20 protein-coding genes are annotated in these 20,177 nt (G+C 68.3%); 10 read left to right on the top strand and 10 right to left on the bottom strand.

Going from position 1 to position 20,177, the window contains the following annotated elements; genetic code table 11:
- Nucleotides 1-9 precede the first annotated feature (9 nt).
- The 10 genes from fdh3B (at nt 10) to IG196_RS08990 (ending at nt 9,834) form a co-directional block, all read left to right on the top strand.
- Nucleotides 10-630, top strand: a complete 621-nt coding sequence (gene fdh3B / locus IG196_RS09035) for a formate dehydrogenase FDH3 subunit beta (protein ID WP_062470938.1) — start codon at nt 10-12, stop codon at nt 628-630.
- A 14-nt stretch (nt 631-644) separates the two neighbouring features.
- Complete coding sequence (locus IG196_RS09030; RefSeq protein ID WP_192196961.1) at nt 645-878, top strand: hypothetical protein; 234 nt, start codon at nt 645-647, stop codon at nt 876-878.
- 12 nt (nt 879-890) lie between these two features.
- Complete coding sequence (locus tag IG196_RS09025; protein WP_225616987.1) at nt 891-2,141, top strand: formate dehydrogenase subunit gamma; 1,251 nt, start codon at nt 891-893, stop codon at nt 2,139-2,141.
- Complete coding sequence (locus tag IG196_RS09020; protein ID WP_101492006.1) at nt 2,138-2,524, top strand: hypothetical protein; 387 nt, start codon at nt 2,138-2,140, stop codon at nt 2,522-2,524. Before IG196_RS09025 ends, IG196_RS09020 begins: the two co-directional genes overlap by 4 nt.
- A gap of 149 nt (nt 2,525-2,673) precedes the next feature.
- Nucleotides 2,674-3,927: a gephyrin-like molybdotransferase Glp gene (gene glp, locus IG196_RS09015; protein WP_192195872.1), complete on the top strand. Its 1,254-nt coding sequence runs from the start codon at nt 2,674-2,676 to the stop codon at nt 3,925-3,927.
- The gene (locus IG196_RS09010; protein WP_192195871.1) at nt 3,924-5,843 is read left to right on the top strand and encodes a molybdopterin biosynthesis protein; all 1,920 of its coding nucleotides are present in this window, start codon (nt 3,924-3,926) and stop codon (nt 5,841-5,843) included. The genes glp and IG196_RS09010 overlap by 4 nt, the downstream gene beginning before the upstream one ends.
- A 44-nt stretch (nt 5,844-5,887) precedes the next feature.
- Entirely contained in the window at nt 5,888-6,718 is an 831-nt protein-coding gene (locus IG196_RS09005) for a substrate-binding domain-containing protein (RefSeq protein WP_192195870.1), read from the top strand.
- A 76-nt stretch (nt 6,719-6,794) separates the two neighbouring features.
- Nucleotides 6,795-8,288, top strand: coding sequence for an ABC transporter permease (locus tag IG196_RS32275; protein WP_192195869.1), 1,494 nt, complete (start codon nt 6,795-6,797; stop codon nt 8,286-8,288).
- 224 nt (nt 8,289-8,512) lie between these two features.
- Nucleotides 8,513-9,298, top strand: coding sequence for an exodeoxyribonuclease III (gene xth, locus IG196_RS08995; RefSeq protein WP_192195868.1), 786 nt, complete (start codon nt 8,513-8,515; stop codon nt 9,296-9,298).
- A gap of 5 nt (nt 9,299-9,303) precedes the next feature.
- A complete protein-coding gene (locus tag IG196_RS08990) occupies nt 9,304-9,834 on the top strand; it encodes a hypothetical protein (protein WP_192195867.1) in 531 nt (176 codons plus the stop codon).
- Between the two features lie 26 nt (nt 9,835-9,860).
- Here IG196_RS08990 and ntrC read toward each other — a convergent pair whose 3' ends face one another.
- The 10 genes from ntrC to IG196_RS08940 all read right to left on the bottom strand — a co-directional run bounded on the left by ntrC (nt 9,861) and on the right by IG196_RS08940 (nt 20,145).
- The gene (ntrC, locus tag IG196_RS08985) at nt 9,861-11,384 is read right to left on the bottom strand and encodes a nitrogen regulation protein NR(I) (RefSeq protein ID WP_192195866.1); all 1,524 of its coding nucleotides are present in this window, start codon (nt 11,382-11,384) and stop codon (nt 9,861-9,863) included.
- A 26-nt stretch (nt 11,385-11,410) separates the two neighbouring features.
- A complete protein-coding gene (gene glnL, locus IG196_RS08980; protein WP_101491999.1) occupies nt 11,411-12,490 on the bottom strand; it encodes a nitrogen regulation protein NR(II) in 1,080 nt (359 codons plus the stop codon).
- Nucleotides 12,491-12,501: 11 nt separating this feature from the next.
- Nucleotides 12,502-13,026 (bottom strand): hypothetical protein, encoded by a 525-nt coding sequence (locus IG196_RS08975; protein WP_192195865.1) that lies wholly within the window; start codon nt 13,024-13,026, stop codon nt 12,502-12,504.
- 146 nt (nt 13,027-13,172) lie between these two features.
- The gene (glnA, locus tag IG196_RS08970) at nt 13,173-14,588 is read right to left on the bottom strand and encodes a type I glutamate--ammonia ligase (protein ID WP_101491997.1); all 1,416 of its coding nucleotides are present in this window, start codon (nt 14,586-14,588) and stop codon (nt 13,173-13,175) included.
- Between the two features lie 147 nt (nt 14,589-14,735).
- A complete protein-coding gene (locus tag IG196_RS08965) occupies nt 14,736-15,536 on the bottom strand; it encodes a competence/damage-inducible protein A (RefSeq protein ID WP_192195864.1) in 801 nt (266 codons plus the stop codon).
- Entirely contained in the window at nt 15,533-16,432 is a 900-nt protein-coding gene (locus tag IG196_RS08960; RefSeq protein ID WP_192195863.1) for an EI24 domain-containing protein, read from the bottom strand. Before IG196_RS08960 ends, IG196_RS08965 begins: the two co-directional genes overlap by 4 nt.
- A 54-nt stretch (nt 16,433-16,486) precedes the next feature.
- The gene (locus IG196_RS08955; RefSeq protein WP_192195862.1) at nt 16,487-17,461 is read right to left on the bottom strand and encodes a sterol desaturase family protein; all 975 of its coding nucleotides are present in this window, start codon (nt 17,459-17,461) and stop codon (nt 16,487-16,489) included.
- Nucleotides 17,462-17,477: 16 nt separating this feature from the next.
- Nucleotides 17,478-18,308 carry a polysaccharide deacetylase family protein gene (locus IG196_RS08950; protein ID WP_192195861.1) on the bottom strand — a complete coding sequence of 277 codons (831 nt, stop codon included), beginning with the start codon at nt 18,306-18,308 and terminating at the stop codon, nt 17,478-17,480.
- Nucleotides 18,292-19,299 carry a YncE family protein gene (locus IG196_RS08945; RefSeq protein WP_101491992.1) on the bottom strand — a complete coding sequence of 336 codons (1,008 nt, stop codon included), beginning with the start codon at nt 19,297-19,299 and terminating at the stop codon, nt 18,292-18,294. The genes IG196_RS08950 and IG196_RS08945 overlap by 17 nt, the downstream gene beginning before the upstream one ends.
- A gap of 105 nt (nt 19,300-19,404) precedes the next feature.
- Entirely contained in the window at nt 19,405-20,145 is a 741-nt protein-coding gene (locus tag IG196_RS08940; protein ID WP_192195860.1) for a pseudouridine synthase, read from the bottom strand.
- Nucleotides 20,146-20,177: the final 32 nt, after the last annotated feature.

Below are 20,177 nucleotides of genomic sequence, written 5' to 3'. Positions count from 1 at the left end.
GGAATCACCATGGCAAGAATGAAGTTCGTCTGCGATTCCGAGCGCTGCATCGAGTGCAACGGTTGCGTCACGGCCTGCAAGAACGAGAACGAGGTGCCCTGGGGCGTGAACCGCCGCCGCGTGGTCACGCTCAATGACGGCCTGCCGGGCGAGAAATCGATCTCGGTGGCCTGCATGCACTGCTCCGACGCGCCCTGCATGGCGGTGTGCCCCGTGCAATGTTTCTACCGCACCGACGAAGGCGTGGTGCTGCACGACAAGGACGTGTGCATCGGCTGCGGCTACTGCTCGTACGCCTGCCCCTTCGGCGCACCGCAGTTTCCGTCGCAAGGCACCTTCGGTGCGCGCGGCAAGATGGACAAGTGCACCTTCTGCGCCGGCGGCCCCGAAGCCAACGGCTCCGAAGCCGAGTTCGAAAAGTACGGCCGCAACCGTCTGGCCGAAGGCAAGCTGCCGGCCTGCGCCGAGATGTGCTCGACCAAGGCGCTCCTGGCCGGCGACGGCGACGTGGTGGCCGACATCTTCCGCACCCGCGTCGTGCATCGCGGCACGGGCGCCGAAGTCTGGGGCTGGGGCACGGCCTACGGCTCGCAACAGGCCGGCACGCCGCCCACCGGAGGCACCAAGTGACGCGCGCGGTCGTGATGCTCGTCGCGCTCGCTTCGGGCGCGATGCTGCTGGCGGCCTGCAGCGAGAAGCCGCAGACGAACGCCGAGGGCGTCAAGTACGACGCCGTGCCCTGGAGCGGCACCGGCACGCAGGCCAACACCGGCACGGTCTTCACCGCGCCCGGCTGGAAGGTGGGCGACAAGGCGTCGTGGGAGCAGCAGATCAAGACGCGCTCCAACGGCCAGAACGAGTACACCCGAACGAACTGAACCGGAGGCCGCATGAGCGTCACCATTCGCACGAGGCACGCGTTCCACGCGCTGCTGGCGACCGCGCTCCTGGGCTGTGCAGCCGGGGCGCTGGCCCAGGAGGCCAACCCGGCCGCGAGCGGCGCCGTCACCGGCTCGCCCGCGCCCGCGTCGCCTGCTGCGGCCACACCGGCACCGAAGGCCGAGGGCGGCATCCGCAGCCAGAACATCTTCGACGTCAAGCCCGAAGCCAGCGCCGACCCGAACTACCTCAACCAGACCAACGGCGAGCGCAACAAGGTGCAGCCCGGCAACAACGCGCCGATGTGGCGCCAGGTGAGCGGCGGCGTCACCGGCTACAGCAGTCTGCCCGTGAGCGAAGCGCCCGAGGCCGGCAACCTGATCCAGCGCTTCGTGCAGTACCCGGGCTCGCGCTTCACCAACGCCGGCGAAGCCTGGCGGCAGGTGCGCAACAACTGGATCATTCCGTACGGGGCGGCGCTGCTCTTCGTCACGCTGCTGGCGCTGGCGATTTTCTATTTCACGCGCGGACCGATCCGCCTGCATGGCAAGGAAACGGGCCGCAAGATCGAGCGCTTCACGCCGTTCGAACGCGCCACGCACTGGTCGAACGCCCTGGCCTTCGTCACGCTCGCGATCTCGGGCATCGTGATGGCCTTTGGCAAGTTCTTCCTGCTGCCGGTGCTCGGCAGTGCGCTGTTCGGCTGGCTCGCCTACGTGCTCAAGACCGTGCACAACTTCGTGGGGCCGCTGTTCGTGGTGACCACGCTGTTCATGGTCTTCACCTTCATCCGCAGCAACTGGCCAAGCAAGGACGACTTCACCTGGCTGCGGCAAGGCGGCGGCCTGTTCGGCGGCAAGGAGCCCGCGTCGCACCGCTTCAACGCGGGCGAGAAGGCGGTGTTCTGGGGCGGCGTGCTGTTCCTGGGCAGCATCGTCATCGCCTCGGGCCTGTTCCTCGACAAGCTGCTGCCCGGCTTCGTCTACACGCGCGGCGAGATGCAGGTCGCGCACATGGTGCATGCCGTGGCCACGCTGCTCATGATGGCGATGATCATGGGCCACATCTACATCGGCACGCTGGGCATGACCGGCGCCTACAAGGCGATGCGCGAAGGCTATGTCGACGAGACCTGGGCGCGCGAGCACCACCGCCTCTGGTACGACGACATCGAGGCCGGCAAGATCCCCGCGCAGCGCTCGCAGCCCGCCGGCGCCCCGGAGCCTGCACGGCCGGTGACGGCGCAAGGAACCTCCGTATGAAGCACACGTTGACCCTTCTGTGCACGCTGGCTGCAGCGTCCGCGTTCGCCAAGCTCCCGCCGCTCGGGCCGGAAGCCCAGGCCAAGGCCGCCGAGACCGCGGCCCGCACCGCGTGGAGCGCCAAGACCGACGGCTACCTGCTGTGCAAGTCGCAGGACCAGGTCGCTGCCAAGTACCGCGCCAGCGCCGAGGCCGCGGGCAAGCCGGCACCGGCCGCGGTGGCCACGCCGCCCTGCGTGGACCCCGGCCCCTACGCCGCGGCCCCCAAGCCCGAGGTCAAGCCCATCGAGGCATCGGGCGCTCACTCCCCGGCCCCCACGGCCGCGTCGCCGCCGAGTTCGAACCAGACCTCGGCGCAGACGAATCCCGCGCCCAAAAAGTAGGTCGGCAGCGCGCCACACCTGCGCGGGCGCGACCAAAGAAAGAAAGCCTGAAATGGCTCGCCGGCCAGCGCCGGCGTGGCCGCTTTCGGCGTGCGACCGGGTGTTGTGCCTGACAACGCTGGCCACATCCAACTTCTATACTGGCCCCGATGCCTCCACCCGAACGAACTGCCTCGACCGATGTGCGCATGCGCGGCTTCACGCAGCGCGCCGAGGTGCCCACCGCCCTCGCCTGGATCGATGCCCATACGCCCCTGCTGCCCGGTGAATCCGTGGCGGTCGACGAGGCCACGGGGCGGGTGCTAATGGATGAGGTGATCGCCCCCATCGCGGTGCCCGAGTTCGATCGCGCGGCCATGGACGGCTATGCACTGCGCGGCGGCGACACCACCGGCGCCGGTGAATACAACCCGCTGGAATTTCCGATCGTGGGCCACGCCTGGCCCGGTCGGCCTTTCGAGGGCGACGTGCCCGCAGGCGCTGCGGTCCGCATCATGACCGGCGCCCCGGTGCCGCAAGGGATCGACGCCGTGGTGCCCGCCGAATACGCGAGCGAGCAGGACGGGCGCCTGGCCATCACGCGCGCCGTCGCGCCGGGCCAGCACGTAGGCCACATCGGCGAAGACATCGCGCGCGGCAGCACGGCGCTGCCCGCGGGCCGCCGGCTGCGTCCACAGGATGCAGGGCTGGTGGCGTCGCTGGGCCTGGCGCAGTTGCAGGTGGTGCGCCGGCCGCGTGTGCGGCTGCTCGTCACGGGCAACGAAGTGCGCGCGCCCGGCACGCCCAAGGGGCCTTTCGAAATCTACGACGCCAACTCCGTGACCCTGCGCGGCCTGGTCGCTCGCGACGGCGGCGTGCTCGAGTCGCACCAGCGATTGGGCGACGACCCGCAGGTCATCGCGCAGGCGCTCGCAGCGCCGGGCGCCGACGTGGTACTCATCTCCGGCGGCTCCAGCGTGGGTGCCGAGGACCACGCGCCACGCCTGCTGGCGGAACTGGGCGAGCTCGCCATCCACGGCATCGCGATGCGGCCCTCCAGCCCGGCCGGCATGGGGCGCATCGGCGACACGCTGGTCTTCCTGCTGCCGGGCAACCCCGTGTCCTGCCTGTGCGCCTACGACTTCTTTGCCGGACGTGCGATCCGCCTACTCGGCGGCCGGCCCGCCGACTGGCCCTACCCGCGCACGCGCGCCACCGTCGCACGCAAGATCGTCTCGCAGGTCGGGCGCGTCGACTACGTGCGCGTGAAGATCGGCAGCGACGGCGTGGAACCGCTTGCGCTCTCGGGTGCGTCGGTGCTGAGCTCGACCACGCGGGCCGACGGCTTCGTGATCGCCCCCGCCGAAAGCGAAGGCTTCGGGCCCGGGACCGACGTCACTGTTCATCTGTACGAGTGCCCGTGAAAGCCCAATCGCAATTTCTCGATGTCGTCACGCGGGACGAGGCCGAGCGCCGCTTCCGCGAACACCTGACCCTCGCGCCACTGGGCCGAGAGACCGTTCCCCTGCACGCGGTGCTGGGCCGTGTGCTGGCCGACGACGTGGTCGCCGCCATCGACGTGCCCGGCTTCGACCGCTCCAACGTCGACGGCTTTGCCGTGCAGGCCGCCGACACCTGGGGCGCGATGGAAGAACAGGTGCGCGCGCTGGCCCTCGTGGGCGAGACGCTCGCGCCCGGGATCGTGCCGCAGCGCGAGGTGACGCCCGGCCACGCGACCGCGATCGCCACCGGCGGCATGCTGCCGCGCGGCGCCGATGCGGTCGTGATGGTGGAACACACCGACCTCGACCATGGCGACGTGCAGGTTCGCCGCGCCGCCACGGCGGGCGAGAACGTCAGCTACGCCGGCACCGACATCGCACGCGGCGAAACCGTGCTGCGCGCCGGCCAGCCGCTGAGCTCGCGAGAAATCGGCGTGCTCGCGGCACTGGGCCTGGCTGAGGTCAGCGTGTACCGCAAACCGCGCGTCGCCATTTTTTCCACGGGCAACGAGATCGTCGCGCCCGGTGCGCCGCTGCCCACGGGCGCCGTGTACGACTCCAACGCCGCCATCATCGGCGCCGCGGTCGAGGAACTGGGCGGCGAGCCCGTGCGGCTGGGCGTGATTCCGGACGACGAGGCCCTGCTGTCGGCCGCGCTCGCACGCGGGCTGGAATGCGATGCCGTGGTCTTTTCGGGCGGCACCTCCAAGGGCGAAGGCGACCTGTCGTACCGCGTGGTGGCGGCCCTCGGCGACCCGGGCGTCGTGGCGCACGGCGTGGCGCTCAAGCCCGGCAAGCCGGTGTGCCTGGCGGTCACGGGCGGCAAGCCGGTCGTGATCCTGCCGGGCTTTCCGACCTCGGCGGTCTTCACCTTCCATGAGTTCCTTGCGCCCGTGATCCGCGCCTTTGCAGGCCAGCCGCCCGAGCGGCGCGAGCACGTGGCGGCCACGCTGCCCATGCGCGTGAACTCCGAGCGCGGCCGCACCGAATATTTGCTCGTGGGCCTGGTGCCCACCGACGACGGCATGGCCGCCTACCCGATGGGCAAGGGCTCGGGTTCGGTCACCACATTCAGCAGCGCGGACGGCTTCATCACCATCGGCCAGCACACCGAGATCCTCGATGCCGGCGCGCCCGTTCAGGTGCAGCGGCTGGGCCAGGGGCTGGACGCCGCCGACCTGATCTTCATCGGCAGCCATTGCGTGGGCCTGGACTGGCTGGCCGGCGAACTGATGCGCCAGGGCCTGCGCATCAAGGCCATGAACGTGGGCAGCACGGGCGGGCTGATGGCCGCGAAGCGTGGCGAATGCGACGTGGCGGGCATCCACCTGATGGACCCGGCGACGGGCGTCTACAACCTGCCGCTGCTCACGCCGGCGCTCGAGCTGGTGCCGGGCTACGGCCGCATGCAGGGCATCGTCTACCGCCCGGGCGACGCGCGCTTCGACGGGCTCGACGCTGCCGCGGCCATCGCCGCCGCGACCACGCAGCCCGGCTGCACCATGGTCAACCGCAACGCCGGCAGCGGCACGCGCATCCTCATCGACCGCCTGCTCGCCGGCGCGAAGCCGTCCGGCTACGGCGTGCAGACCAAGTCGCACAACGCGGTGGCGGTGGCCGTGGCGCAAGCGCGTGCCGACTGGGGCCTGGCCATCGACACGGTCGCACGGCAGTACGGGCTGGGCTTCATTCCGGTGCAGGAAGAACGCTACGACTTCGCCGTGCCCAAGGCGCGGCTGGCGCGCGCGCCCGTGCAGGCCTTCGTTGCGTTGCTGCAGTCTGCGGCGGCGCGAGAGGCGCTGGGCCGGTTGGGCTTTCGCGTCGATCCTGCAGCTTGACACCAGGAACGCTTCTTCCACTCTCCATCCAAAGGACCTCCACGATGGCTTCGCGCAGACGCTTCACCCTTCTCGCCTTCGCTGCTGCCCTCGCCGGCACGTTGCTCGCGCCGATCGCGCAGGCGCGGGACAAGTTCATCGTGCTGGCGTCGACCACCTCGACGGAGCAGTCGGGCCTGTTCAAGCACCTGCTGCCGCAGTTCACCAAAGCGACGGGCACCGAGGTGCGCGTGGTGGCCGTGGGCACGGGCCAGGCGCTGGACATGGCGCGCCGTGGCGACGCTGACGCACTGTTCGTGCACGACCAGCCCGCCGAAGAGAAGTTCGTCGCCGAAGGTTTCGGCCTCGCGCGCCAGGCGGTCATGTACAACGACTTCGTGCTGATCGGACCGAAGTCCGACCCGGCCGGCGTGCGCGGCAAGGACATCGCGGTGGCGCTCAAGCGCCTGGGCAGCACGGGCACGGCCTTCGTCTCGCGCGGCGACAAGAGCGGCACCCACTCGGCCGAGTTGCGCCAGTGGAAGCTCGCCGGCATCGACCTCGCCAGCGCCAAGCCCGCCGGCTACAAGGAATGCGGCTGCGGCATGGGCCAGGCGCTCAACATCGCGGCGTCGACCAATGCCTATGTGCTGTCCGACCGCGGCACCTGGCTCAACTTCAAGAACCGCGCCGACCTGGGCATCGTGGTCGAGGGCGACAAGCAGCTGTTCAACCAGTACGGCGTGATCGTCGTGAACCCGGCCAAGCACCCGCACGTGAAGAAAGACCTGGCGCAAGGTTTCTCCGACTGGGTGGTGTCGCGCGACGGGCAAGCCGCCATTGCCTCCTACAAGATCGGCGGCGAGCAGCTCTTCTTCCCGAACGCGAGCCAGTGAGCGAAGGTCCGGTCGATGGCGGGGCCGGTCCGCGTGATGCGCATGGCCTCGCAGTGGCGATGAAAGCCGTCCTTCGATGAACACCATGACCGAAGGCTGGGCGCTGGCCTGGCGACTCATCGCCGCCGCCGACCCCGAACTCGTGCGCATCACGGCGCTCTCGCTGCAGGTGAGCGCGACGGCCTGCGTGATCGGTGCGGTGTTCGGCCTGCTGCTGGGCGCCTGGCTGGCGGTTGCGCGGTTCCCGGGTCATGCGCTGGCCGTGTGGCTGGTGAACACGCTGCTCGCCCTGCCCGCCGTGGTGGTGGGCCTGCTGGTGTACCTGCTGCTCTCGCGCTCGGGGCCGCTGGGCGAATTGGGCATCTTGTTCACGCCGTCGGCGATGGTGGTGGCGCAGGCCGTGCTCGTCACGCCGCTGATCGCCGCGCTGTCGCGCCGACTCGTGATGGCGGCGCTGGCCGATGGCGGCGACCAACTTCGCTCGCTGGGCGCCGGGCCGCTCGCCACGTCGCTGTTGATGCTGGTGCACGACCGGATGGGCGTGGCCACCGTGCTGCTCACGGCGTTTGCGCGCGCCATCGCCGAGGTCGGCGCCGTGATGATCGTGGGCGGCAACATCGCCGGCGTGACGCGCGTGATGACCACCACCATCGCGCTGGAAACCAGCAAGGGCGATCTCGCGCTGGCCCTGGCGCTGGGCATCGTGCTGCTGGCGGTGGTCGGCGCGGTCAACGGCGCCATCGGGCTGTTGCAGTGGCTGGCCACGCGCCCGCTGGGCGCCACCGCGACAGCCAAACCCCCTGCGGCGCCGCGGACGCCCGCCCCTCGCACGCGGGTGGCCGCCGAAGCGACGCCGCTGATCCGCGCCGAGAAGGTCACGGTGCGCTTCGGCCAGGTGATTGCGCTGAACGAGGCATCGCTGACCTTGCACCGGGGCGACCGGCTCGTGCTCGTCGGCGCCAACGGCTCGGGCAAGACCACGCTGCTGCGGCTGCTGCATGGCCTGCTGCCTTGCGAAGGCCGCTGCGAGCGCCTGCCGCTGCAGCCCCAGGGCCGCCTTCCGCGTGCGGCCATGCTGTTCCAGCGCCCCTTCCTGTTGAGCCTCTCGGTGTGGCGCAATGTCTGGATCGGCCTGTGGCTGTCCGGCGTGCCGGCCGCCGAACGCAGCGAGCGCTGCGGCCTGGCGCTGGCACGCGTGGGCCTGCTCGACCATGCGGCGCGATCGGCGCGGTCGCTGTCGGGCGGGCAGCAACAGCGCCTCGGCCTGGCACGGGCCTGGGCACTGCAGCCGGACATCCTGTTCCTGGACGAACCGACCGCCAGCCTGGACCCCGGCGCCAAGAACGAGATCGAGGCGCTCATCGAAGAGGTCGCCAACAGCGGCGTGACGATCGTGATGAGCACCCACAACCTCGGGCAGGCCAAGCGCCTGGCCACGCGCGTGGCGTACCTGCATGCGGGACGCATCGTCGTCGAGCGGCCCGTGGCGAATTTCTTCGACGCAGAAGACCTGCCGCCCGAGGCCGCCCAGTTCCTGCAGGGGGAACTGGGATGGCACCTTCGGCCCTAGCGTCGGCGGGCTTTGGGCGGTTCTGTGCGCCTCGCTTTCGCTTACATGGCCTCCCCCTCCAGCGAGGCAAAATGCTGCGATGGAAATCACTGTCGCGGTGTCACTGCCGACATTCCTTCCGGGCCTGCAGAACGGCCACCGGCCACTGCGTGCGCCTGCCCAGCCACACCGCCGACCGGCCGCGAAGCGCGCGGCCCCGACGCCACAAATAACCTAGAGCCCTCATGAAAATAGCCACCTGGAACGTCAACTCCCTCACGGCGCGCCTGCAGCACGTGCTCGACTGGCTCATCGCCAACCCGGTCGATGTGCTGTGCCTGCAAGAGCTCAAGATGACCGACGACAAGTTTCCGCTCGAGGTGCTGAAGTCGGCCGGCTACGAGGCGGCGGTGTTCGGCCAGAAGACCTACAACGGCGTCGCCATCCTCAGCCTCGCACCGATGCGCGACGTGGTGAAGAACATCGAGAACTTCGCCGACGAGCAGTCGCGCGTGATCGCCGCCACCATCGACACGCCCTCGGGCCCGCTGCGCGTGCTGAACGGCTACTTCGTGAACGGCCAGGAGCCGGGCAGCGAGAAGTTCGCCTACAAGATGAAGTGGCTCGACGCACTGCACAACTATGTGGCCCGCGAGCTCGCGGCGCACCCCAACCTTGTGCTGCTGGGCGACTTCAACGTCACGCCCGAAGACCGCGACAGCTTCGACCCCGTGGGCCTGAAGGAAACGATCCACCACACGACCGAAGAGCGCGACCACTTCAAGGCGCTGCTCGGCCTGGGCCTGACCGACAGCTTCCGCCTGTTCGAGCAGCCCGAAAAGAGCTATTCGTGGTGGGACTACCGCATGCTGGGCTACCAGAAGAACCGCGGCCTGCGCATCGACCACATCCTCGTGAGCGAGCCGCTGCTGCCACGCGTGAAGGGCTGCGTCATCGACCGCGTGCCGCGCAAGTGGGAAAAGCCGAGCGACCACGCCCCGGTGGTGCTCGAACTCGGCCCGGGCGCCTGACGGCCATGACGACGCCGATCGCCGCCCGCCTGGCCCGCTCCGCCGCGATCGCCGCTGCGGCGCTCGCGCTGGCCGCCTGCTCGGTGCTCAAGCCGGGTGGCGGGTCTGAAAGCGGCACGGGCAGCACATCGCCCGGCGGCGCAACCGCCACGGAAGGCAGCCGCGACGTGCCGACCGTGCGGCTCATCACCGCGCAGACGCCCGCGATCCGCACCTACCGCAAGACCGGCGCGCGCCACATCTACAAGGCCTACGCCAGCCGCATCTACAAGGGCAAGATCCCGCCGCTGGTGTACGCCGTGGTGGTGGTCGAAACGGAGATCGATGCGAACGGCAAGATCACCAACGTGACCTTCAGCCGCGTGCCCAGCCATGCGCCTGAGGTGCCGCCGATGATCGCGGACCTGATCAAGGCGACCTCGCCCTTGCCCAGCCCCGGCAAGCTGGGCGGCCACACCTACGTCGACACCTGGCTCTGGGACAAGAGCGGCAATTTCCAGCTGGATTCACTGACCTTGGGCCAGCGCAGCCGGTAATAAAAAAAGGCCCTGAGAGGGCCTTTTCATTCGATACCGAGTTCCTGGATTTTCCGGGTGATGGTGTTGCGCCCGATGCCCAGCTTCTGGGCCGCCTCGATGCGCCGTCCGCGCGTGTTGGCCAGCGCGGTGAGGATCAGCCGCGATTCGAAGCGGCGCGTGAGCACGTCCCACACGTCGGTGCGGCCTGCGGCGAGCAAGGCTTGGGCTTCAGCTTCAAGGCCGCTTTCCCAGGCGCTGGGGCCGGTCGGTGCGCCTGACACCGCCTCGGGGACGGCGGCAACCGGTGCAGAAGCGTCGCGCTCGACAGCCAACGGCGCTGCCGCCTGCACGGGCGCCGCAACCTCGGCCACCACGACCGCATGCACGTCCGCCCCACCGACCGCCATCACTTCGGGCGGCAGGTCCTTCGACTCGATCAGTTGCGCCGGCGCCATCACGGTCAGCCAGTGGCAGATGTTCTCAAGCTGGCGCACATTGCCCGGGAAGCCGAAGGTCGCAAGCTTGGCGAGTGCGGCGTCGGAAATGCGCTTGGGCTCGACGCCGAGCTGGCGCGCGCTCTGCTGCAAGAAGTGCCTTGTGAGCGCGGGCACGTCTTCACCGCGTTCGCGCAACGCGGGCAGGCGCAGGCGGATCACGTTGAGGCGGTGGAACAGGTCTTCGCGGAAGCCGCCGAGCTTCACGCGCTGCTCCAAGTCCTGGTGGGTGGCAGCGATGACGCGCACGTTGGCCTTGACCGAGTTGTGGCCGCCCACGCGGTAGAAGTGGCCATCGCTGAGCACGCGCAGCAGGCGCGTCTGCAGGTCGAAGGGCATGTCGCCGATTTCGTCGAGGAACAGCGTGCCGCCCTCGGCCTGTTCGAAGCGGCCGCGGCGCATGGTCTGCGCGCCGGTGAAGGCGCCGCGCTCGTGACCGAAGAGTTCGCTCTCGAGCAGGTCTTTCGGAATGGCGGCGGTGTTGATCGCCACGAAGGGGCCGTTGGCGCGCGGCGAGTGCTTGTGCAGCGCGCGTGCCACGAGTTCCTTGCCCGAGCCCGATTCGCCGGTGATGAGCACCGTGACGTTGCTCTGCGACAGCCGTCCGATGGCGCGGAACACGTCCTGCATCGCGGGTGCCTGGCCGAGCATTTCGGGCGCGGCGACCATGCGCTCCTCGGACACTTCTTCGCGCTGGCTTTCGTCGACGGCGCGGCGGATCAGTTCCACGGCGCGCGGCAGGTCGAAGGGCTTGGGCAGGTACTCGAAGGCGCCGCCCTGGAAGGCCGAGACCGCGCTGTCGAGGTCGGAGAAGGCCGTCATGATGATGACCGGCAGGCCGGGGTGCTTGGCCTTGATCTTGTCGAGCAGGTCGAGCCCCGAGCCGCCCGGCATGCGGATGTCGCTCACCAGGACCTGCGGGCCCTGCTGCTCGTCACCCTCGGCCTGTTCGAGTGCGGCCAGCACTTCGCGTGTGTTCGTGAAGCTGCGCGTGGGCATGTCTTCGCGCAGCAGGGCCTTCTCGAGCACGAAGCGTATCGATTGGTCGTCATCAACTATCCAGATCGGCTTCATGCATCTCCTCTGTTGCCGGGGCTGCCCTAGGGCAGCGGAATCAATATCTTGAAATCGGTTCGGCCCGGGACGCTGTCGCACTCGATCACGCCGTGATGCTGCTGCACAAAAGTCTGCGCAAGCGTCAGTCCCAGCCCGGTTCCGCCTTCCCTGCCCGAAACGAGCGGATAGAAGATGCGGTCCTTGATCGTGTCCGGCACACCCGGTCCATTGTCGATGACATGCAATTCCAGTGCCAATCGATACCACTGCTTGTTGAAGATCACTTGTCGGGCCACGCGCGTCTTGAAAGTGATCTGCGCATCGCCCGCCGCGCGGCGCTCGGCCAGGGCCTGCGCCGCGTTGTGCGCGATGTTGAGCGTGGCCTGGATGAGCTGCTCGCGGTCGCCGCGGAACTCGGGAATGGAGACGTCGAAGTCGCGCTCGATGTGCAGGTCGCGCGAGAACTCCGCCAGGATGACCGAGCGCACGCGCTCGCACACCTCGTGGATGTTCACGTCGCCCACCACGTGCGGGCGACGGTGCGGCGCCAGCAGCCGGTCGACCAGCGTCTGCAGCCGGTCAGCCTCATGAATGATGACCTGGGTGTATTCGATGAGGTCGCGCGACTCGACCTCCATCTGCAGCAGCTGCGCCGCGCCGCGAATGCCGCCCAGCGGGTTCTTGATCTCGTGCGCGAGGTTGCGGATGAGTTCCTTGTTGGCCTGCGCCTGGTCGATGAGGCGTTCTTCGCGGTCCTGGCGCACCTGCTGCTCCAGCGGCGACATCTCGATGATGAGTTCGCCCTTCTTGTCGCCGTGCGCCAGCGTGACCTGCACGGGCATCAGCTCGTGGTTCACACGCCGCAGAAAAGCCTCGTAGCGCAGCGTGGCGAAGTCGTTGCTGCTGGCACCGTCGAGCGCCGTGCGCAGCACCTGCGGCTCATGGAAACAGGCACCGAACTGCGAGCCCTCGAGCGTGCGCCGCGAGGTGCCCAGTGCATCCTCGAGGCCTGCGTTGGCAAACAGCACCGAGCCGTCGCTGTTGACCACCGCGATCAGCGTGGACAAGAGGTCGAAGGCGCGAAAGCGCGGAGTGGCGCCAGTCGCCTTCTTCCCGAACACCATGGTGACGCCGTTTACTGCGCTTGCGGCTTGCCGGGCAGGCGGCCGATTTCGCGGCGGATGCCGGCGATGTCGCTCTCGTTGCGCGCGAGTTCGGCCTTCATTTCAGCCACGCGGTCGAGGTACTTCTGGTAGTTGCGGCCTTCGCTGCCCTGCTTCTCGGGCTCGCCGTTGTTGTATTCCTTCTTGAGCTCGGTCTGGCGCGCCTCGGCCTTGCGCAGCTCGGTTTCGAGCACCGAACGCGCCTCGCCGTCGCGGGCACGCTGGTCGACGCCTTCGACGCGCGGACTGCCTGCCGGCGCGCGCGCGGCCGACGAACCCGAGCCCGACGACGCGCTGCCGCCACCTCCACCGGAAGGCTTCGTGCCCTGCACGACGGTGACGTTGCCGCCTTCCATGACCTTGCAGCCCTTTTGCTGGGCCACGGTCGCGTTGTTGGTGTACTCGTTGCCGCAGCGCCAGACGCGCTCTTGCGCGAGCGCCGCCGTGGCGGTGGCGAACGAGGCGGCGGCCAGGAAAATCAGGGAGGCAGTCTTCATTTGATTCTGGAGAGGGCGCGACAAACGCGCATTTTGATGCAATTCGGGCCCTCTCACGATGGGATGTTCCGCACCAAGGAAAAAGGACGGCCGGGGCCGTCCTTTTGTCTTACCTGCCCGCGAGGGCAGGTTTTCTACAGCGCTTCTTACAGCGAGTAGTACATGTCGAATTCCACCGGGTGCGTCGCCATGCGGAAGCGCGTGACTTCCTGCATCTTGAGGTCGATGTACGCGTCGATGTACGAGTCGGTGAACACGCCGCCCTTGGTCAGGAACGCACGGTCCTTGTCCAGGTGCTCCAGGGCCTGGTCCAGGCTGTGGCAGACGGTCGGGATCAGCGCGTCTTCTTCCGGCGGCAGGTGGTACAGGTCCTTGCTGGCGGCTTCGCCCGGATGGATCTTGTTTTCCACGCCGTCCAGGCCGGCCATCAGCAGCGCGGCAAAGCCCAGGTACGGGTTCATCAGCGGATCGGGGAAGCGCGCTTCGACGCGGCGGCCCTTCGGGTTGGCCACGAACGGGATGCGGATCGAGGCCGAGCGGTTCTTGGCCGAGTAGGCCAGCTTCACCGGGGCTTCGAAGCCGGGCACCAGGCGCTTGTAGCTGTTGGTGCCGGGGTTCGTGATGGCGTTCAGGGCACGGGCGTGCTTGATGATGCCGCCGATGTAGTGCAGCGCGAAGTCAGACAGGCCTGCGTAGCCGTCGCCGGCGAACAGGTTCTTGCCGTCCTTCCAGACCGACTGGTGCACGTGCATGCCGGAGCCGTTGTCGCCGACGATGGGCTTGGGCATGAAGGTGGCGGTCTTGCCGTAGGCGTGGGCCACGTTGTGGATCACGTACTTCTGCAGCTGAACCCAGTCGGCGCGCTGGACCAGCGTGCTGAACTTGGTGCCGATTTCGAGCTGGCCGGCGTTGGCCACTTCGTGGTGATGCACTTCGACCGGGATGCCCAGCGATTCGAGCACCAGGCACATTTCCGAGCGCATGTCGTGCAGGCTGTCGACCGGGGGCACGGGGAAGTAGCCGCCCTTGACTGCGGGACGGTGGCCGCTGTTGCCGTGCTCGTATTCCTTGTCGGTGTTCCACGAAGCTTCTTCGGAATCGATCTTCACGAAGCAGCCCGACATGTCGTTCTTCCAGCGCACGCCGTCGAACACGAAGAATTCGGGTTCCGGACCGAAGAAGGCGGTGTCGCCCAGACCGGAAGCCTTCATGTACGCCTCGGCGCGCTTGGCGAGCGAGCGCGGGTCGCGCTCGTAGGCCTTGCCGTCGGCCGGATCGATCACGTCGCAGGTCAGGATCAGCGTCGTTTCTTCGAAGAAGGGGTCGATGTTGGCGGTGTTCGGGTCGGGCATGAGCTGCATGTCCGAGGCTTCGATGCCCTTCCAACCGGCGATGGACGAACCGTCGAACGCGTGGCCCGAGGTGAATTTGTCTTCATCGAAATGCGACACGGGCACGGTGACGTGCTGTTCCTTGCCGCGGGTGTCGGTGAAGCGCAAGTCGACGAACTTGACCTCGTTTTCCTTGACGAGCTTGAGTACATCGGCGACGGTCTTTGCCATCAGTTTCTCCTGAGTTGGATGGTGGTTAGGAATACGGGAACGGAAGGATGCAGTTTCTGTGCCATTGTCACCCCGCCGGATGAGGCCCGGGTGACGGCCCAGGGGCTGCCGGAAAAGGAATTAATCACCAAACTGGTGCAATACGAATTAACGCACCAATTCGGGGCCAAGCTTCGCATCAAAGGTGTGCAGACCTTCGATCAGCTGGCCATAGGCGGCATCGAGCCGCGCGGGTTCGCCCTTGACGCCCAGCTCAATGTGACGCCCGTACTGCGGGTGATCCACGCTGGGGAGGCTGAACACCTTGATGCCGGCGTGGGCCTGCTCGATGGCCTGCATCAGGGGCGTGAGGGTGGCTTCCATCGCACCGAAAACGATCACGGACTTCTCGGCGATGGCGTTGCGGGTGAACAGATCGGCATAACGGCTGTCGAGCACCGACTCGATCATCGGCCAGGCCATGACCGGAAAGCCCGGCACGAAATGCACGTGCTCGACGCTGAAACCCGGGATCTTGTTGTACGGGTTGCGGATGATCGACGCGCCCTGCGGAAACACGCCCATGTTCAGGCGGTGGATGTTGTCGGGCCGGTCGGGCTCGTAGGGCACGCCCTGCTCCTTCGCGGTGTCCTGCATCCGCTCGCGGATCAGCACTTCGGCTTCGGGGTGCAGCGCCAGCGGCACGCGCAGGGCCTGGGCGGCGCATTGGCGGGTGTGGTCGTCGGGCGTGGCGCCGATGCCGCCGGTCGAGAACACGATGTCGCCGGAGGCAAAGGCGCGCATCAGGGCCGCGGTGATCCGCGTGGGCTCGTCGCCCACGTACTCGGCCCAGCCCAGCTGCAGGCCGCGCGCGGCCAACAGCTCGATGACCTTGGCCATGTGCTTGTCGGCCCGCTTGCCGGAAAGGATCTCGTCGCCGACGACGATGAGACCGAATGCGCGTGTCATGGTGAACCCCATTGAGAAAGAGCGGCCTTGTTGGCCTCGGTGGCTTCGGCCGCCTCGAGGGCCGGTGCCTCGCCGCTGCCGGTTGCGGGCTGCAGCGCGGCGCGCTGGGCGCGCATCTGGGCCAGCGCGTCCAGGCAGTAGTGGGCGAACCAGAGCGCAGAGAAAGCGAAGACCAGCGTGTAGATCCAGATGGCGATCGGCACCAGCACGAAGAAGGCGGCGGCGAACAGCAGGCCCGAGGCCCAGACGATGCTCGGCGCGGCGCCCAGGTAGCCGCACAGCACGCCGATGCACAGCAACGGCAACCGGTGGGCACGCAGCAGCGCGGCGCGTTCTTCAGGGCTGGCGTGCTCGGCCAGCGCGTCGAAGCTCATCACCCGGTAGGTGAGCCAGCCCCAGATCAGCGGCGGCAGGATCAGCACCAGCGGCGGAATGAGCCACAGCGGCATCGACACCACGAGGGCGATCAGCGCCAGCACGGTGGCGGCGAGCGAGCGCATCACGCTGCCGAAGAACGAGGCGCCCTTCTTCTGTTCGAGCGTCGGAAAGCGCCGTTCGGCCGCGAGCTTGGTGAGCGCCGGCGCCATGAAGCCGGCCACGATCAGCAGCGACAGCACCACGATGAGCGGCGTGACACCGAACACCACCACCAGCGGCGCCAGCGCGGCCGTGACGTCGCTCGAGAAGAGGCGCCCGATCCAGGCCCAGAAGCTGGACAGCAACGGCCAGGCGTCGAGGGCTTCGCGCGTCCAGACGACGGCTGCGTCCCAGTAGAAGTAACCGAGCCCCGCGGCCAGCAGCACCATGAGCGCCAACGGCAGGAGCGACAGCACGATCACGCGCGGGAGCATGCAATAGGCGACCGCGCGCCAGAAGGAGTCGAGGAGCAGGCGCATGAGGTTCGAGGATAACGTAAGGCCTCTGCGCCCTGGCCGTGCCTCGCAGCGCGCTCAGGCGCGGCCGAACAGCCGCTTCAACCCCAGCCACTGCTGCGACCAGAAGCCCTGGCCGTAGTCGCGCGGCCGGCCGTCGGCGCCGGGCTCGACCTGGTCGCGGATGCCGGTCGGGTCGTAGCGGTTCTCGAAGTTGGCGGTGCGAAAGAGCATGTCCCACCAGGGCAGCAGCACGCCGAAGTTGTGGCCGCCGAGCGTGCTCTTGCCGTGCGACTCATGGCCCAGCCCGATGCTGTGGTGCAGCCGGTGAAAGCGCGGGCTGACCCACAGCCGCTCGCCGATGGCGCCGAAGCTCAGCCGCAGGTTGGCGTGCTGCAGGCTCTCGCTGAGCTGGGTGAAGGCCACGACGGCAATGAACTGGCCCGGCGCCACACCGATCAGCTGCGCCACGATGACGATGAGCGTGTCGTGGATCACGTCGTCGAGCAGGTGGTTGCGGTCGTCGCTCCACATCGTCATCTGGCGCTGCGAGTGGTGCAGCGAATGCAGGCTCCACCACGCGTTGAAGTGATGCTGGCCGCGGTGAATCCAGTAGCCGACAAAGTCGAGCACCACGAGGTAGATGGCAAAGGCCACCCACGGCACGTCGGTCACGCCGGGCCAGACCTCGTCCAGGTGGAAGGTGCCCCACCCCGCCATGCGCAGGTTGCCGAGCAGGTCGTCGAACAGCGGCTGCAGCGTGAAGAACAGCGCCAGCCGGAACAGGCCCAGCCGGTGGATCAGCGTGTAGAGCACGTCGATGCGAATGGCGCGGCGGTCGGTCACGGGCTCGACCGCGCGCCAGCGCTGCAGCGGGCCGATCACGGCCAGCAGCACGAGGATCTGGATCACGCCGACCAGCAGCCAGCCGGTGGCGTCGAAGGCGTCCTCGGCCCAGCCGCCCAGGCCGATGGCGTACACCAGCGGCTGCACGGCGGTCTCGAAGAGCCAGCCCTGCATGGCGGAAAAAACGTCGGTCAACCAATCGATCACGGCGAAAACTCAGGATTCAAGGGTGGGAGGCGATCCAGGCGCGGTAGTCCGGGTGCTGGCGCAGCGTGCGAAAGCAGAAGCCCTTGGCCTTCAGCCCGACGATCAGCGGTTCGAGGTTGGCGGGCGCCCACGGGTCCTTGCGCGACCAGATGCCCAGGTGCGCCAGCAGGATGTCGCCGGGGCGGATGCCCGCGAGCGCCTGGGCGAGCAGCTTCTGGTTGCTGAAGGTTTCGCTCGGCAGCTCGTCGCCGAGGAAGCCGGCGGGCGACCAGCCCACATGCGCGTAGCCGCAGTCCTTGGCGGCCGCCAGCAGCGCGGGCGAGGTCTTGCCGCCCGGCGCGCGGTACAGCGGCAGCGGCTTCTTGCCGGTGATGGCGGCCAGCCGGTCGGACGACTTGCGGATGTCGGCGCAGTACTGGGCCGCGCTCCAGACCGACTCTTTCCCGGTCTGCGGGCCGGCCGACGGCTTGATGCGAAAGCTGGGCGGCGTGCCCTTGACGTCGCCGCGCCAGTAGGCGTGGTCGTAGGTGTGCGATCCGAACTCGTGGCCTTCGGCCGCCCTCGCCTTCCACCACGGCGCCCAGTGATCGTCCAGGCTGTCGCCGTCGGTCTGGGTGCGCTCGGCGGCGGCAAAGAAAGTGACGCGCACGTCCTGGCGCTTGAGCACGTCGGCCACCAGCGGCGCGATGCCCATGTGGCCGGTGTCCAGCGTCAGGTAGACCGGTTTGTCGCAGGCCACAGCTTCTTGCGCCCCGGCCGCCGGCACGGTGGCGCAGGCGAGCACCGCGACGGCACAGGCGACCCCGGCGGTGCGCAAACCGCGCACCCGCTCAGGTCCGCTTCGCATGGTCCAGCGTCCAGACGCCGTGCGGCGAGCGGCCGACGTTGACCTGCCGCACGACCTTCTGGCTCGCCAGATCGACCACCGTGAGCTTCTTGGCCCAGCGCGAGGTCACGTACAGCGTCTTGCCGTCGGCCGACACGTCCATGCAGTCGGGGCCGCCCGGCACGTTGTAGGTGGCGACGACCTTCAGCGTGGTCAGGTCGATGCGGCTGATGGTGTTGGCCACCCGGTTGCTCACGAACACGGTCTTGCCGTCGCCGGCCGAGCGGAAAGCGTGGGCGCCCTTGCCGGTGGGAATCTTGCCGACCAGCTTGGGCTGGGGGCCGGCCACGTCGAACACCTGCACGCCGTCGCTGCCGGTGAGGCCCACGAGCAGCGTCTTGTCGTTGTGGGCGCCGAAGATGTCGGCCGGCATGGCGCCGGTGGCCATGCGCCAGCGGACGGTCTGCGTCGGCAGGTCGACTGCAATGAGCTCGTCGCTGTCCTGCATGGTGACGTAGGCCACCGTGCTGGTGTTGTCGATCCAGATGTGGCTGGGCGTCTTGCCGGTGGCGATGCGCTTGGCCAGCTTCAGGTCCTTGCCGTCCCAGCGGTACACGTCGACGTGGTTCAGGCGGTTGGCCGCCGTGACGAACCACTTCATGTCGCGCGAGAACTGCAGCTGGTACGGGTCGATGATCCCGTACACCACGCGCTGCACTTCGGCCGTGCGCGGGTCCAGGAACGTGAGCGAGTCGCCTGCCGAATTGGCCACGATGACCGACTTCTCGTCGGGCGTCATGTAGATGTGGTGCGGCTCCTTGCCGGTGGGAATGCGCTGCTTCTCGGTCCAGTCGACCGGGTTGATCACGCTCACGCTGGCGTCCAGCGAATTGAGCACGAAGACCGGTGGGGGGGCCGGCGGCGCCGCCGCGGCGGGGAGGGTCACCAGGGCTGTCAGGCAGGAGAAAAGGAAGGCCGCAATGCGGCCGTTCGGGCAGGCAGGAAGTCGCAAGGGAAGGTTCCGGGAGAGAGTTAACAATCTTAACGGTCGAACCCGACGAACAGCTGACCGCCGGCGCCCTCTCCCCCGCTGTCGGGCCCGGCGCCTTGACCTATGTCAAGCGGCCCGGGGCACCGGCGCCCGCAATTGGGCCACCTGTTCGGCCGTGAGCCAGCGCCATTGCCCCGGCGCCAGGTCGTCCGGCAGCGCCAGGCCGCCGATGCGCGAGCGGTGCAGGCCCTCGACCCGGTTGCCGACCGCCGCCAGCATGCGCTTGACCTGGTGGTACTTGCCCTCGGTGAGCGTGAGCCGCAGGTGCAGCGGGCTGTCCGATTCGCAGGCGGCCGCGCGCACGGGCTTCGGATCGTCGTCGAGCACCACGCCGGCCAGCAGCTTGGCGATCTGCGTCTCGTCGATCGGGTGCTTGGCCGTCACCTCGTAGACCTTGGGCACGTGGTGCTTGGGCGAGCCCATCTTGTGGATGAACTGGCCGTCGTCGGTCAGGAGCAGCAGGCCGGTCGTGTCCTGGTCGAGCCGGCCGATGGCCTGCACGCCCTGCACCGCGCCCTTGTTGGGCCGAAGGCGCAGCGGCGACGGCAGCAGCGTGTAGATGCTCGGGTAGGTCGAGGGCTTCTGCGAGCACTCGGTGCCGGCCGGCTTGTGCAGCATCAGGTAGGCCTTGTCGTGGTACGCCCACTCGGTGCCCTGCACGGTGAACAGCAAGCCTTCGGGGTCGAGGTCGGCAAAGGGATCGGTCACGGCCGCGCCGGCAATGCTCACGTGGCCTTGCTGGACCAGGCCCGCGCACACGCGGCGCGTGCCGAAGCCCTGGGTATAGAGGATGTCTTGCAGGTGCATGAAAAATGAAAAAAGCGGCCGTGCCGACAGGG

It is taken from the genome of Variovorax sp. 38R (assembly GCF_014843395.1).
Taxonomy (GTDB): domain Bacteria; phylum Pseudomonadota; class Gammaproteobacteria; order Burkholderiales; family Burkholderiaceae_C; genus Variovorax; species Variovorax paradoxus_H.
The sequence above is the reverse complement of the archived record's forward strand: the minus strand, read 5'-3'. Positions and strand labels throughout refer to the sequence as shown.

Coding starts and splice junctions, on each gene's coding strand:
- IG196_RS09025 (WP_225616987.1), top strand. CDS start 891: ATGAGCGTCACCATTCGCACGAGGCACGCGTTCCACGCGCTGCTGGCG.
- IG196_RS09030 (WP_192196961.1), top strand. CDS start 645: ATGCTCGTCGCGCTCGCTTCGGGCGCGATGCTGCTGGCGGCCTGCAGC.
- IG196_RS08940 (WP_192195860.1), bottom strand. CDS start 20,145: ATGCACCTGCAAGACATCCTCTATACCCAGGGCTTCGGCACGCGCCGC.
- glnA (WP_101491997.1), bottom strand. CDS start 14,588: ATGGCAAAGACCGTCGCCGATGTACTCAAGCTCGTCAAGGAAAACGAG.
- IG196_RS08965 (WP_192195864.1), bottom strand. CDS start 15,536: ATGACACGCGCATTCGGTCTCATCGTCGTCGGCGACGAGATCCTTTCC.
- IG196_RS08975 (WP_192195865.1), bottom strand. CDS start 13,026: ATGAAGACTGCCTCCCTGATTTTCCTGGCCGCCGCCTCGTTCGCCACC.
- ntrC (WP_192195866.1), bottom strand. CDS start 11,384: ATGAAGCCGATCTGGATAGTTGATGACGACCAATCGATACGCTTCGTG.
- IG196_RS08960 (WP_192195863.1), bottom strand. CDS start 16,432: ATGCGCCTGCTCCTCGACTCCTTCTGGCGCGCGGTCGCCTATTGCATG.
- IG196_RS09020 (WP_101492006.1), top strand. CDS start 2,138: ATGAAGCACACGTTGACCCTTCTGTGCACGCTGGCTGCAGCGTCCGCG.
- xth (WP_192195868.1), top strand. CDS start 8,513: ATGAAAATAGCCACCTGGAACGTCAACTCCCTCACGGCGCGCCTGCAG.
- glp (WP_192195872.1), top strand. CDS start 2,674: ATGCCTCCACCCGAACGAACTGCCTCGACCGATGTGCGCATGCGCGGC.
- fdh3B (WP_062470938.1), top strand. CDS start 10: ATGGCAAGAATGAAGTTCGTCTGCGATTCCGAGCGCTGCATCGAGTGC.
- IG196_RS08950 (WP_192195861.1), bottom strand. CDS start 18,308: ATGCGAAGCGGACCTGAGCGGGTGCGCGGTTTGCGCACCGCCGGGGTC.
- glnL (WP_101491999.1), bottom strand. CDS start 12,490: ATGGTGTTCGGGAAGAAGGCGACTGGCGCCACTCCGCGCTTTCGCGCC.
- IG196_RS09005 (WP_192195870.1), top strand. CDS start 5,888: ATGGCTTCGCGCAGACGCTTCACCCTTCTCGCCTTCGCTGCTGCCCTC.
- IG196_RS08990 (WP_192195867.1), top strand. CDS start 9,304: ATGACGACGCCGATCGCCGCCCGCCTGGCCCGCTCCGCCGCGATCGCC.
- IG196_RS32275 (WP_192195869.1), top strand. CDS start 6,795: ATGAACACCATGACCGAAGGCTGGGCGCTGGCCTGGCGACTCATCGCC.